The organism is Streptomyces sp. NPDC022552, assembly GCF_055561875.1.
Genome location: NZ_JBVHGJ010000002.1, coordinates 506,475 through 519,692, shown reverse-complemented (window position 1 = coordinate 519,692; position 13,218 = coordinate 506,475). Strand labels below are relative to the sequence as shown.

Annotated in this window: 8 protein-coding genes; 5 read left to right on the top strand and 3 right to left on the bottom strand. The window is 72.9% G+C overall.

Going from position 1 to position 13,218, the window contains the following annotated elements; genetic code table 11:
* Positions 1 to 157 precede the first annotated feature (157 nt).
* From ACZ3OF_RS07270 to ACZ3OF_RS07260, 3 genes are all read left to right on the top strand, one after another.
* Positions 158 to 1,852: an alpha-amylase family glycosyl hydrolase gene (locus ACZ3OF_RS07270; RefSeq protein ID WP_361675116.1), complete on the top strand. Its 1,695-nt coding sequence runs from the start codon at positions 158 to 160 to the stop codon at positions 1,850 to 1,852.
* A 25-nt stretch (positions 1,853 to 1,877) separates the two neighbouring features.
* A complete protein-coding gene (locus ACZ3OF_RS07265) occupies positions 1,878 to 2,906 on the top strand; it encodes a LacI family DNA-binding transcriptional regulator (RefSeq protein ID WP_361593403.1) in 1,029 nt (342 codons plus the stop codon).
* Between the two features lie 103 nt (positions 2,907 to 3,009).
* Positions 3,010 to 3,939, top strand: coding sequence for a phosphatase PAP2 family protein (locus tag ACZ3OF_RS07260; protein WP_361675113.1), 930 nt, complete (start codon positions 3,010 to 3,012; stop codon positions 3,937 to 3,939).
* Positions 3,940 to 3,955: 16 nt separating this feature from the next.
* Here the strand turns inward: ACZ3OF_RS07260 and ACZ3OF_RS07255 are convergent, their stop codons facing one another.
* Together ACZ3OF_RS07255 and ACZ3OF_RS07250 are read right to left on the bottom strand one after the other, a co-directional pair.
* The gene (locus tag ACZ3OF_RS07255) at positions 3,956 to 5,530 is read right to left on the bottom strand and encodes an amidohydrolase (protein WP_467303321.1); all 1,575 of its coding nucleotides are present in this window, start codon (positions 5,528 to 5,530) and stop codon (positions 3,956 to 3,958) included.
* Positions 5,434 to 6,987 carry an APC family permease gene (locus ACZ3OF_RS07250; protein WP_467303320.1) on the bottom strand — a complete coding sequence of 518 codons (1,554 nt, stop codon included), beginning with the start codon at positions 6,985 to 6,987 and terminating at the stop codon, positions 5,434 to 5,436. Before ACZ3OF_RS07250 ends, ACZ3OF_RS07255 begins: the two co-directional genes overlap by 97 nt.
* A 105-nt stretch (positions 6,988 to 7,092) precedes the next feature.
* Between ACZ3OF_RS07250 and ACZ3OF_RS07245 the strand changes: the two genes are divergently transcribed.
* Positions 7,093 to 7,707, top strand: coding sequence for a TetR/AcrR family transcriptional regulator (locus ACZ3OF_RS07245; protein WP_467303318.1), 615 nt, complete (start codon positions 7,093 to 7,095; stop codon positions 7,705 to 7,707).
* An 81-nt stretch (positions 7,708 to 7,788) separates the two neighbouring features.
* Here the strand turns inward: ACZ3OF_RS07245 and ACZ3OF_RS07240 are convergent, their stop codons facing one another.
* Positions 7,789 to 10,776 carry a bifunctional [glutamine synthetase] adenylyltransferase/[glutamine synthetase]-adenylyl-L-tyrosine phosphorylase gene (locus ACZ3OF_RS07240; protein ID WP_361675101.1) on the bottom strand — a complete coding sequence of 996 codons (2,988 nt, stop codon included), beginning with the start codon at positions 10,774 to 10,776 and terminating at the stop codon, positions 7,789 to 7,791.
* 233 nt (positions 10,777 to 11,009) lie between these two features.
* On the opposite strand from ACZ3OF_RS07240, the gene ACZ3OF_RS07235 reads away from it, so the two are divergent.
* Entirely contained in the window at positions 11,010 to 13,163 is a 2,154-nt protein-coding gene (locus ACZ3OF_RS07235) for a PIG-L family deacetylase (protein WP_361675098.1), read from the top strand.
* The last annotated feature ends 55 nt before the right edge of the window (positions 13,164 to 13,218 follow it).

The window sequence follows — 13,218 nt, the reverse complement described above, 5'->3', positions numbered from 1 at the left end:
CTTGACAGCGGACCTCAGGCCCCTCTCAGGCCCTCTTGCGGCCGCATCAAGGCCCTGCAAGTCTTTGCATCATCTCTTGCAGGACCGTTTCACGCCCGCCCCGACCTCGTTGTCAGTACGACGCCCAGCCCTGGAACACGCGAGAGGGACACCGCACATGGCCCACGAGCTCACCTCACCGTCGCTGCCGGACTCCGCAAGCTCTTGCGCAAGCACCGCCCGCACCGGCTGGTGGCGGGACGCCGTCATCTACCAGGTGTACGTCCGCTCCTTCGCGGACAGCGACGGCGACGGGATCGGGGACCTGCGGGGCGTACGGGAGCGGCTGCCGCACATCGCCCGGCTGGGCGCGGACGCGGTCTGGCTGACGCCCTTCTACGCCTCCCCGCAGGCGGACGGCGGCTACGACGTCGCGGACTACCGCGCCGTGGACCCCGTCTTCGGGGACCTCGCGGACGCCGACGACCTGGTGCGCGCGGCGCACGAGCTCGGCCTGAAGGTCATCGTGGACATCGTCCCGAACCACACCTCGGACCGGCACCCCTGGTTCGAGCAGGCGCGCGCGGGGGTGGGCCGGGACCGGTACGTCTTCCGCCCGGGGCGGGGGCCGGGCGGCGCCGAGCCCCCCAACGACTGGGAGTCGGTCTTCGGCGGCCCGGCGTGGACGCGGGTGGCCGACGGAGCCTGGTACCTCCACCTCTTCGCACCCGAGCAGCCCGACCTGAACTGGAAGAACGAGGAGGTACGGGCCGAGTTCGACTCCGTGCTCCGCTTCTGGCTGGATCTGGGCGTCGACGGCTTCCGGATCGATGTCGCCCACGGCATGGTCAAGGCGGAGGGCCTGCCCGACATCGGGCAGGGGCAGCAGGCGAAGCTCATCGGCATCCAGCGGCTGCCGTTCTTCGACCAGGACGGCGTGCACGAGATCCACCGCGGCTGGCGCCGGCTCCTGGAGTCGTACGGCCCCGAGCGCATCGGGGTCGCGGAGGCGTGGGCGCCGACACCGGAGCGGCTCGCGCTGTACGTACGCCCCGACGAGCTGCACCAGGCCTTCAACTTCCAGTTCCTGAACTGCGCGTGGGACGCGGCGGCGCTGCGTTCGGTCGTCGACGAGTCGCTGCGCGCCACGGCCTCGGTGGGCGCCCCGACGACCTGGGTGCTCTCCAACCACGACGTCGTACGGCACACCACCCGGTACGGAAGCCCGGAGCGTGCCCGGGCGGCGGCGCTGCTGATGCTGGCGCTGCCGGGCTCGGCCTACGTCTACCAGGGCGAGGAGCTGGGCCTGCCGGAGGTCGTGGACCTCCCGGACGAGGTCCGCCAGGACCCCGCGTTCCTGCGCGGCGACGGTCAGGACGGGCTGCGCGACGGCTGCCGGGTCCCGCTGCCGTGGACGCCGGACGGCCCGTCGTACGGCTTCGGGCCGGCCGGTTCCTGGCTTCCGCAGCCCCGGGAGTGGGGAGCGCTGAGCGTCGCCGCGCAGACGGCCGACCCCGCCTCCACCCTGGAGCTCTACCGCCGCGCCCTGCGCCTGCGCCGGGAACACCCCGCCCTGGGCGCGGGCGAGACGGTGGAGTGGGAGGAGGCCCCGCCCGGCGTCCTGGCCTTCCGCCGCCGGTCCTCCGCGGGTGACGTGGTCGTCGCCCTCAACACGACGGCGCGGGACGTGACTCTGCCGCTCCCCGGGAGGCCGCTGCTGAGCAGCGAGCCCCTCGCGACGGCGGCCGGGAGCGAGGCGACCGGGGGCCCCGGTCCCGTACTCCCCTCCCCCGCAGGGGAATTCGGCCGCGGCGCCGCGCTCGCGCACAACGTCCGGGTTCCCGCCGACTCCTGCGTTTGGTGGGCAATCTGACGTGCGACCGGTACAGTCCAATCCCATGACCGCGCGGCTTGCCGACATCGCAGCCCAGGCGGGGGTCAGTGAAGCCACAGTCAGCCGCGTGCTCAACGGCAAGCCCGGTGTGGCCGCGGCCACCCGTGAATCCGTGCTTGCCGCACTCGACGTCCTCGGATACGAGCGTCCGGTTCGGCTGCGCCAGCGCAGCGCCGGACTCGTCGGGCTGATAACCCCCGAACTGGACAACCCGATCTTTCCCGCGCTCGCGCAGGTCATCGGGCAGGCCCTGACCCGGCAGGGCTACACCCCCGTGCTCGCCACGCAGACCCCCGGCGGATCCACCGAGGACGAGCTCACCGACATGCTCGTCGAGCGGGGCGTCTCCGGGATCATCTTCGTCTCCGGGCTGCACGCCGACACGACCGCCGACATGACGCGCTACGACCAGCTGCGCGGCAAGGGCGTCCCGTACGTCCTCATCAACGGCTTCTCCCCCAAGGTGCAGGCCCCCTTCGTCTCGCCCGACGACCGGGCCGCGATGCAGCTGGCCGTGACCCACCTCGCCGCGCTCGGGCACACCCGGATCGGGCTGGCGGTGGGCCCCAAGCGGTTCGTGCCCGTGCTGCGCAAGATCGAGGGGTTCCAGCGCGGGATGCGGGAACGGCTCGGTCTCTCCCCGGAGCAGTCCGAGGAGCTGATCCAGCACTCGCTGTACACGCTGGAGGGCGGACAGGCAGCGGCGGGCGCCCTGATCTCCGCCGGCTGCACGGCCGTCGTCTGCGCGAGCGACATGATGGCGCTCGGTGCCATCCGGGCGGCCCGGCAGCAGGGCCTCCGGGTTCCTCAGGACGTCTCCGTGGTCGGCTTCGACGACTCCCCGCTCATAGCGTTCACCGATCCGCCGCTGACCACGATCCGCCAGCCCGTGCTGGCGATGGGGCAGGCGGCGGTCCGGGCGCTCCTCGAGGAGGTCGGGGGCACCCCGGCACCGCACAGCGAGTTCGTCTTCATGCCTGAGCTGGTCGTTCGCGGTTCAACCGCTTCCGCCCCCAGTCAGGGAAACCCCTGATCCTCCCTCCCCGGTCCCTCCGTCTCAAGACGGAGCATGTGCGTCGCGAACCCGACGGAGGGATGATCGGACGGAAGGAATGGATCTGGCAGACTCTCCTCCCATGGGTGAAGCGACCGTGAAGAGTTTGGAAGGCAACACGGCGGCCAGCCCGTCACCCATTCCGGACGGTGGCGGTGTGCGGGCCCGGCTGCGCATGCCCCGACGACCCCGGATCTGGTTCGAGATCCTGCTCATCGGCGTCAGCTACTGGACGTATTCGCTCATCCGCAACGCGGTACCGGAGCAGAAGACCCAGGCGCTGAAGAACGCCGACTGGATCTGGGACGTCGAGAGGTCCCTCGGGCTCGCCTTCGAGCAGACCGTCAACCACGCCGTGAACTCGGTGACATGGCTGATCGTGTCGATGAACTACTACTACGCCACCCTGCACTTCGTCGTGACGATCGGCGTGCTGGTGTGGCTGTACCGATGGCAGCCGGGCCGTTACGCGGCGTCACGCACGGTCCTGTTCGCCACCACCGGTGTGGCCCTGGTCGGTTACTACCTGTATCCGCTCGCGCCGCCCCGGTTGATGAACGGCCAGTCCTTCGTCGACACGGTCCTGGTCCACCACACCTGGGGCTCGATGGCCTCGGGCAACCTCAAGCAGATGTCGAACCAGTACGCGGCGATGCCGTCGATGCACATCGGCTGGTCGCTCTGGTGCGGTCTCATCATCTTCGCCCTGGCCTCTGCGCCCTGGGCGCGCATCCTCGGTCTGCTCTATCCGATGGCGACCCTGGTCGTGATCGTGGCGACCGCCAACCACTTCTGGCTGGACGCGGTGGGCGGCATGATCTGCCTCGCCTTCGGCTTCGCCGTCTCGTACTCCATGTACGGCGCGCTGCCGCAGCATCTGCCGAAGCTGGTGGAACCGGCCGCGCCGGTGGCCCGGGGCGGCTCGTCCTCGCGGTCCGCGGCGGGCGGATCCACGGCGGACCACGAGGACGAGCGGGAGTCCGGGCGCGAGAAGGAACGGCTGACCCGCTAGGGCCGCGCGGAGCCGGTCAGCCCCGGTGGGTGACGCGGCCGCCCGCGAGTGTGAGCCGGATCGGTGCCTGCTCCGTCTCGTCGGCGGGCGCCTGGACCGGGTCGACGGTGAAGGCCGTCAGATCCGCGCGGAGTCCCGGGGCGATCCGGCCGCCGAGGTGCTCCTCCCCCGCCGCGACCGCCGCGTGGCTGGTCAGGCCCTCCAGGGCCATCAGACCGGTCAGCCCGTGCCGTGCGGAGGCCGCTCCGCGCGGGGCCTGGGCGGTGGCGAGGACCTGGCGGGCGTCGTGGTGGGCGATGGGCCAGTCCGATCCGAGCGCGAGATGGGCGCCCGCCTCCCGCAGGTCCCGGCAGCGCCAGGCGCGGGCCGCCCGTACGTCTCCGAGCCGCTTGGACCACTCGTCGGTGTGGTCGGCGCGGGTGTAGGCGGTGTGCGGGGGCTGCATCGAGGCGACGACGCCCAGGGCCGCGAACCGGCCGAGCTGGTCGTCGGGGACGGTCTCGATGTGCTCGATCCGGTGCCGTGGCCCGCCGTCGCCAAGCGATTCCACGGTGTCGAGGACGTGCCGTACGGCCGCGTCGCCGATGGCGTGCGTGGCGGTGCCGACCCCGGCCTCGTGGAGACGGCGTACGGCGGCCGAGTAGGCGGCCGGGTCGGGCCAGAAGGCGTCGGTGCCCTGGCCGTGGCAGTCAGCGTGCTCCAGCCAGGCGGTGCCGCCCTCGACGGTGCCGTCCATGAAGAACTTCACCCCGCCGACCCGCCACAGCCGCCCGGACCGCGCCTGGAGCCGTACCAGCTCGTCCAGCTCCTCCGGGGTCGCGCCGGGCATGCACCAGGGCGCGAGCCGGAGCCGTAGCGGAAGGTCGCCGTCTGCCTCCAGGGCGGTGAGCAGCCCGGGTACGTCGTGGCCGCCGAGGTCCATGACGTGCGCGCCGGTCAGTCCGGTGGCGGCCATGGAGGTCAGCAGCGCGACGAGCCGGTCGCGCCGCTCGGCGTAGGGCTGGGTAGGCAGGACGGGGGTCATGAGGTCCATCGCGGCGTGCTCGATCAGATGGCCGGTGGGCCGTCCCCCGGTGTCGCACACGATCTCGGAGCGCTGGGCGAAGGCGCGCGGGCCGTCGATTCCGGCCGCCTTCAGGGCGGCCTCGCTCGCGAGGGCGGAGTGTCCGTCGTAGAGGCGCAGGAAGGCGGGGGCGCCGCCGAGGACGTCCTCGACGAGGTCGCGGTGGATCGGCCGGCCGCCGAAGACGTTGTGGTCGAGGGCGAAGCCGATGATCCAGCCGTCGCGCCGCTCGGCCGTGGCGAGAACCGACCGGAGTTCGTCGAGGTCGCGTACGGCGGAGAGGTTGGTGCCCGTGAACATCTCCAGGCCCCAGACGGGGTGGCTGTGGGCGTCGGTGAGGCCGGGGGTGAGGGTGGCGCCGCCGAGGTCGATCGTCTCCGTGCCGGGTCCGCGCCAGGCGCGGGCGTCGGTGGCGTCGCCGACGGCCGTGATCAGTCCGTCGCGGACGGCGACGGCAGTGGCGTGGGGACGGGCGGGGTCGAGGGTGCGGACGCGGGCGTCGACGAGGACGAGGTCGGGTGCGGGCACGACGGCTCTTCTCCAGACATGGTTACGGCGGGTTCGGCGGCGAACGTGGCGTAGGTCTCCGGGCGCGTACGGCGGAGGCGGTACGCGAGGAGGAGCCCGAGGACGAAGACGGCGGGGACGAGGGAGACCAGGACGGTGTTGACGGTGGTGGAGGCGCCGGTGAAGAGGCCGACATTCGTGACGACGAGGCCGATCGCCCCGGCGAGCAGGACGAAGGCGGCGACGGGGGCGACCACCGTGCGCAGCTTCCCCTCCGTGTGGTGGATGCGGCGGAAGAACAGGGGCACGGCGAGCGCCGCGAGCAGCTGGAGGACCATCAGTCCGATCATGCCCGGGGTGTTCACCCAGAGCAGCAGCTGCTGGTACGGGTCGGCTCCGGCGGCCGCGAACGCGAGGACGACGACGGCGCCGAGGGCGGTCTGCAGGATGCCGGAGACGTACGGGGAGCGGTGGCGGGGGTGGACGCGGCCGAAGGCTGCGGGCAGCACGCCCTCCTCGGCGAGTGCCAGGCCGTACCGGTTGATGGCGTTGTGGAAGGCGAGGAGCGAGGCGAGGACGCTGGTGACGATGAGGATGTGCATCAGGTCCGCGGCCCAGGCGCCCACATAGGTGGTGATGGCGGCGAAGAAGAGCCCGCCGGGGTCGTCGGCCGCGGCCTGGACGACCTTGTCCTGGCCGAAGGCCTGGATGACGGTCCAGACGACGAAGGCGTAGAAGAGGCCCAGGAATCCGACGGCGAAGTAGGTGGCGCGGGGGATGGTGCGGTTCGGGTCGCGGGCCTCGCGGCGGTAGATGACGGTCGACTCGAAGCCGGTGAAGGCGGCGAAGGCGAAGGCCAGGACGGCCGCGGAGCCCGGGACGAGCACGTTGCCGGGGGCGAAGGAGTCCAGGGAGAGGCCGTCGGCGCCGCCGTCGATCAGTACCCCGCCGGCGAGCAGGGCGAGGATGCCGGTCTCGGCGAGGAGGAGGACGCCGAGGACCTTGGCGCCGAAGTCGATGGAGCGGAAGCCTCCGTACCAGATGAGCAGCAGCCCGGCGAGGGAGACGGGGAGCCAGGGGATGTCGACGCCCCACAGGGCCTGGCCGGTGTCGGCGGTGGCGGTGCCGAGCAGGCCGTAGACGCCGATCTCCATGCCGTTGTAGCCGAGCATCGCGAGCAGGGCGGCGGCGATCCCGACGGGCTTGCCCAGGCCGCGGGTGATGTACGCGTAGAAGGCGCCGCCGCTGCGGACATGGCGGCTCATGGCGGTGAACCCGACGGCGAAGACCGCGAGGGTGATGCCGGCCAGGAGGTAGCCGGCGGGGGCGCCGATGCCGCCGAGGACGACGGCGATGGGCGCGACGCCGGCCATGACGGTGAGCGGGGCGGCGGCGGAGACGACGAAGAACGAGATGTCGGCGGTGGAGAGCGTGCCGGTTCTCAGCCCCTCGGGAGCGGTGGTGGTCTGTGAGGACATGGGAGGGGAAGCCCTTCCGCGACAGGAAACCTAAAGGCTTTCGGTTTGCGCAATGTAGCCTCGCGTTCAACGATTCGGGAAGACCTGACCAGGGGGAAGTCATTCATGGGACGGCCGCGCAAGCCCCTCCTCGACCGCGAGCGCATCACCACGGTGGCGCTCGAACTCGTCGACGAGCGGGGCGAGTTCAGCGTCCCGCAGATCGCCAGACGGCTCGGGGTGCAGACCGCCTCGGTGTACCACCACGTGGACGGCCGCGACGGGATCGTGGAGCTGCTGCGCGAGCGGGTCAGCGAGGGGATCGACGGCTCCAGGCTGGACCTGGAGCCGTGGGACGCGGCGCTCGCGGCCTGGGCGCGCTCCTACCGTGCGGCCTTCGCCGCCCACCCTCGGGCGATCCCGATGCTGATGACCTCACCGGTCCGGGCCCCGATGGTGCTCGCGCAGTACGAGGCGGCGGTGACCCTGCTGCTCGCCGTCGGCTTCGACAACGCCGACGTCATGACGGTGATCGTCGCGCTGGAGAACCTGGTCCTGGGTTCGGCGCTCGACCTCGCGGCCCCGGACGCCATGTGGGAGCTCCCCGACGAGGTCACGACCCCGCGCCTGGCCGAGGCCCTGGCGGCACTGGGACCGGCCCGCGCGGACGCCGCCTTCGACCTGGCCCTGGAGGCCTTCCTGGTCCACTGCCGGGCGCTCCTGGAGAACGCGGACGGGTGAGGGAAGGCCGGCGGGTGAAGGCCGGTGGTGACGGGTGCGGCGTGACAGCCGGCCGGCGTGGGGCCGGGACGTGCGGTGCCCCTACGCCCCGTAGAACAGCTCCTCGACGACCGCCCGCGCCCGGCGCGTGATGCGCCGGTAGTCGTCCACCATCTCCCCGACACGGCCGGGGCCGTAGCCCAAGTACCGCCCGACCGCCGCCAGTTCGCGCCCGTCCGAGGGGAAGGTGTCCCCGGGCCGCCCTCGTACCAGCATCACCGCGTTGCGGACCCGGGTCGCGAGGACCCAGGCCTCGTCCAGCGTCTCGGCCTCCTCGGTGGGGATGAGGCCCGCCGAGTGGGCGGCGGCCAGGGCCTCGCGGGTACGGGTCGTGCGCAGGCCGGGCTCGGCCCAGCCGTGCTGCATCTGGAAGAGCTGGACCGTCCACTCGACATCGCTCAGACCGCCCCGGCCGAGCTTGGTGTGGAGCGTCGGATCGGCCCCGCGCGGCAGCCGCTCGGTCTCCATCCGGGCCTTCAGACGCCGTATCTCGCGGACCGCGTCCTCACCGAGCCCCTCGGCCGGGTAGCGCAACGGGTCGATCAGTTCGATGAACCGCGCGCCCAGCTCCCGGTCGCCCGCCATCGTCTCGGCGCGCAGCAGGGCCTGGCTCTCCCAGGCGAGCGACCAGCGGTGGTAGTAGGCCGCGTACGACTTGAGCGTACGGACCATCGGGCCCCGCTTGCCCTCCGGACGCAGGTCCGCGTCGATCAGCAACGGCGGGTCGGCGGTGGGGACCTGGAGCAGCCGGCGGATCTCCGTGACGATCTGGTTCGCGGCCTTGGCCGCCTCCTGCTCGTCGACGCCCTCGCGCGGCTCGTGCACGAACAGGACGTCGGCGTCGGAGCCGTAGCCGAGTTCGTGGCCGCCGAAGCGGCCCATGCCGATGACCGCGAACCGGGTCGGCAGCGTGTCGCCCCAGCCCTCCCGTACGGCTGCCCGCACCGCGCCCGAGATCGTCGCCGCGTTGAGGTCGGTGAGCGCCAGGCCCACCCGGTCGACCAGCGCGCCCGGGTCGAGCTCGCGGGGGCTGTCCTCCGTACCGTACGAGCCGATGAGGTCGGCCGCGGCCGTACGGAACAGCTCACGGCGCCGTACGCCACGGGCCGCCGCGACCGCCTGCTCGGCACCGTCGGCGCGGCCGACCGCCGCGAGGATCTCCTGCTCCAGATGGTCACGCCCGCGCGGCTTCAGACCCTCCGGGTCGCCGAGGATCGCCACCGCCTCCGGTGCTCGCAGCAGCAGGTCGGGGGCCATCCGGCCGGCGGAGAGGACCCGGGCGAGGTTCTCGGCCGCCGCACCCTCGTCGCGCAGCAGGCGCAGGTACCAGGGAGTCTTGCCGAGGGCGTCGGAGACCTTGCGGAAGCCGAGCAGTCCGGCGTCCGGATCGGCGGAGTCCGCGAACCAGCCGAGGAGCACCGGCAGCAGGGTCCGCTGGATCGCGGCCTTGCGGGTGACACCGGAGGCGAGCGCCTCCAGATGGCGAAGGGCGGCGGCCGGGTCGGCGTACCCGAGCGCTTCGAGCCGCTGACCCGCGGCCTTCGAGCTGAGCCGGCTCTCGCCGGGGGTGAGCTGGGCGACGGCGTCGAGCAGCGGACGGTAGAAGAGCTTCTCGTGCAGCCGGCGGACCACCGAGGCGTGCCGCTTCCACTCCTTGTTCAGCTCCGCGACCGGGTCGGTGCGCAGGCCGAGCGAGCGGCCGAGGCGGCGCAGATCGGTCTCGCCCTCGGGGACGAGGTGGGTGCGGCGCAGCCGGTAGAGCTGGATGCGGTGCTCCATCGCGCGCAGGAAGCGGTACGCCTCGTCCAGCTGGGCGGCGTCGGCGCGGCCGACGTAGCCGCCTGCGGCGAGCGCCTTCAGGGCGTCGAGCGTCTTGCCGCTCTGCAGCGTCGCGTCGCCGCGCCCGTGCACCAACTGCAGGAGCTGGACGGCGAATTCGACGTCCCGCAGGCCGCCGGGGCCGAGCTTCAGCTCGCGGTCGACCTGGGCGGCGGGGATGTTGTCGACGACCCTGCGGCGCATCTTCTGGACGTCGGGGACGAAGTTCTCGCGCTCGGCGGCCTGCCAGACCAGCGGGGACACGGCGTCGATGTACGCGCCGCCCAGCTCCGGATCGCCCGCCACCGCCCGCGCCTTGAGCAGCGCCTGGAACTCCCAGGTCTTGGCCCAGCGCTGGTAGTAGGCGAGGTGGGAGGAGAGGGTGCGCACCAGCGGGCCGTTGCGGCCCTCGGGGCGGAGGTTGGCGTCGACGGGCCAGATGGTGCCCTCGACGGTCGTCTCGGAGCAGATCCGCATCAGGTGGGAGGCGAGCCGGGTCGCCGCCTGCATCGCCTTCCCCTCGTCGGCGCCGTCCACGGGCTCGGCCACGAAGATCACGTCCACGTCGGAGACGTAGTTCAGCTCGTGGCCGCCGCACTTGCCCATGGCGATGACGGCGAGCCGGCAGTGCGCCGCGTCGTCGGGGGCGGCGGTACGGGCGATGGCGAGGGCGGCGCGCAGCGTCGCGGTGGCGAGGTCGGCCAGCTCGGCGGCGGTCTGGGCGACGTCGGCGGTGCCGCAGACGTCGCGGGCGGCGATGGCCAGCAGGCAGCGGCGGTAGGCGACCCGGAGGGAGACGGGGTCGGTGGCCTCGGCGAGGCCCTGCTCGAACTCGGCGACTCCGGGGTTCAGGTCGACGGCCTCGTAGGTGACGAGCGCCTGCCAGTCCAATGGGTGCCTGGCCAGATGGTCGGCGAGCGCCTCGGAGGCGCCGAGCACACCGAGGAGCCGGTCCCGGAAGGGCTTGGCGGAGAGCAGCGTGGAGGTGAGCGTCTGGCGCTCCTCCTCGGGCTGCGCCTCGACGAGCCGGACGAGCCCCCGCAGGGCGAGGTCGGGGTCGGCGGTCGCGCCGAGCGCGTCGAGGAGTACGGAGTCGTCGCGCAGGGCGGTCAGCTCGGGGAGGTCGAGCAGGCGCCCGGCGCCTGACGGATCGGTGAACCCGTGCCGCAGCAGACGGCTGAAGGTACTGCTCCTGCGCCCCGGCACCGTCATCCGCCGCTCCCTCCGCCCGTTCAGCTTCCGCATTCGAGCGTATCCGCCGGGAGGGGCCGGGTCGCCCCGGGGCACGCGGGCCGCCGCCCGGTCCACGAGGCCTTCGTTTCGTCACAGATCACACGTGACGCCCCGCACATTCCTCACCATTCGCCGCCGATGAACCGTATTGCTTATAGGTCCGTCTTTCCGGCGTACGCCACCGACCGCACCTTTGAAAGTACATACTCTCGATGCCCGTCCGCCGCCGCCTCCGTCCTGTCTCCGCCCTGACGACGACCGCACTCGTCGCAGGCTCCTTCGTGGGACTCCTCCAGCTCTCCTCCGGCTCCGTCCTCGGAGCCCCGGCGACGAACGGGAGCCGTGCGGCGGAACGCACGCCCACGCACGAGGCCGAGGGGAAGGCCGTGCAGCGGGCGGCGAACGAGGGCGCGGAGCCGGCCCGTACCCCGGACGTCTCCGTGGCGCAGATCGTGGCCCACCCGGACGACGACCTGTTCTTCATGAACCCGGACACGGCCCAGTCCATACGCTCCGGCCGGCCACTGACCACGGTGTACCTGACGTCCGGTGAGGCGGACGGCGTGAACGCCCCGCGCGGCGCCGCCGAGCGGCCCCTGCCGGACAAGGCCGGCTTCGCCGCCGCCCGCCAGAACGGCATACGCGCCGCGTACGCCGAGATGGCCACCGGCAGCCGCACCAGCCCCTGGGACCGTGTCTCCATACCCACCGTCGGCGGCGGGGCCGCCGAGCTGGACACCCTGCGCGCCGCGCCGCAGATCAGCCTGGTCTGGCTCCAGCTGCGCGAGGCGGGCGCCATCAGCGCCGACCGCCCGCACAGCCTGAACGGACTGTGGAACGGGCGGGTCCCGGTCCTCGCGTCCCAGCGGGCCACGGGCACGCCGGTCGCCACCGACTTCACATACAGCAAGGACCAGGTGATCGAGACGCTCGCCGGCCTGTTGAAGCGCATACGCCCCACGTTCGTCCGGATGCAGGACCCGACGCCGGGCCTGCACGCGAGGACCGGGACCTTCACCGACCACCAGGACCACCTGTACGGCGCCCGGTTCGCCCAGGCGGCGCTGGAGCGGTACGCCGCGGCGTCGGGGGCCCGGCCGCACTTCGGTGTGCAGAACTACCTCGGCTACCCCACCGGCTCGCTGCCGCACACCCTCGACCCCGAGTCGGCGGACGCCAAGCTGCGCACCCTGCGGACGTACGCCTGGAGCGACGGGATCAACGACTGTGCCGACCCGGCCGGCTGCGGCGACCTGAAGGTCTCCCAACGGCCCACCGGGCCGGGCTGGACCCAGACCGTCCGGTACGCCCGGGGCACCTCGACGTCCTGGGTGCAGCGCGACACGGACGGCGCTCTGCACGCCTTCTCGGTCCTCGACGGGCGCCTCGCGGTGTGGACGAAGTCCGCGGGCACGGCCGCCGAATGGCGGGGGCCGGTCCTGCTCCCGGGCGAGGGCCTGGACAGCGGCGTGACATCCGTACGGCTCCCGGACGGGCGGATCGCCGTCTTCGGCACGCGGACGACGATCGGCGGTTCGGCGCGGTCGTACGGCCGTGAGGTCGTGACGACCGAGCAGACCGCACGGGGCGGCGCGTTCGGGCCGTGGCGGTCGCTCGGCACGCCGGAGGAGAGCGACGCCCGGGGCACCTCCGACATCAGCGCCCCGACCGTGGCGGTGGACGGGACCGGCCGGGCCACGGTGGTGGTGCGCGACAGCGCTCACCGGCTGACCGCCCGCGACCAGCGGCCCGACGGTGCCTGGGGTCCGTGGCGGCCGCTGAGCGGTCCGGCCGCCGAGGCCGTGTACGGCGATCCGGTGGCCACGACGGACGCGGCGGGCCGCGTCCATGTCTTCGCCGGCACCGCCGCGACCGTCCTCACCTGGTCGCAGCAGCACCCGGGCGCCCCGCTCGGCGGACCGCGGCCGACCGGTCTGCCGGCGACGACGCTGGCCCTGAACGCGAGCCCCTCGCCCGAGGGGCAGGGCATACGGCTCTGGTTCCGCAAGCCGGCCTCGGGCGATCTCCGCACGGCCGACCTCCCGGGCACGGGCGACGGCCTCGCCTCGCCGGTCACCGAGCTGGCGGGCGGCGTCGCGGGCTTCGGCCCGGTGGGCGGCGGGCCCGGCATGCTGGCGGTCCGCTCCCGTACGGGCGTCCTGGCGACGGCCCCGGAGTCGCTGGGACGCGCGGGCCGGGACGGCGTGACGGGCGCCGGAACCGCCGGGGGCGGGCGTACGAGCGCGACGACGCCACTGTGGACGCTGCAGAACTTCCTCTTCTCGGGTGCGCCGGGCGGGGTCGTGGACGGCGTGGCGGCGGTGGGTCTGGACGGACAGCTGCACTGGACGCCCGCGGAGCGATGAGTTCGGGGCGGGTCCAGGGTCATACGTACGTAGACCCGATGCTCTGGAGAGGGAA

Bases quoted from the DNA above. Each gene is read 5' to 3' on its own strand.
- ACZ3OF_RS07270 (WP_361675116.1), top strand. From the start codon at position 158: ATGGCCCACGAGCTCACCTCACCGTCGCTGCCGGACTCCGCAAGCTCT.
- ACZ3OF_RS07265 (WP_361593403.1), top strand. From the start codon at position 1,878: ATGACCGCGCGGCTTGCCGACATCGCAGCCCAGGCGGGGGTCAGTGAA.
- ACZ3OF_RS07260 (WP_361675113.1), top strand. From the start codon at position 3,010: ATGGGTGAAGCGACCGTGAAGAGTTTGGAAGGCAACACGGCGGCCAGC.
- ACZ3OF_RS07250 (WP_467303320.1), bottom strand. From the start codon at position 6,987: ATGTCCTCACAGACCACCACCGCTCCCGAGGGGCTGAGAACCGGCACG.
- ACZ3OF_RS07245 (WP_467303318.1), top strand. From the start codon at position 7,093: ATGGGACGGCCGCGCAAGCCCCTCCTCGACCGCGAGCGCATCACCACG.
- ACZ3OF_RS07240 (WP_361675101.1), bottom strand. From the start codon at position 10,776: ATGACGGTGCCGGGGCGCAGGAGCAGTACCTTCAGCCGTCTGCTGCGG.
- ACZ3OF_RS07235 (WP_361675098.1), top strand. From the start codon at position 11,010: ATGCCCGTCCGCCGCCGCCTCCGTCCTGTCTCCGCCCTGACGACGACC.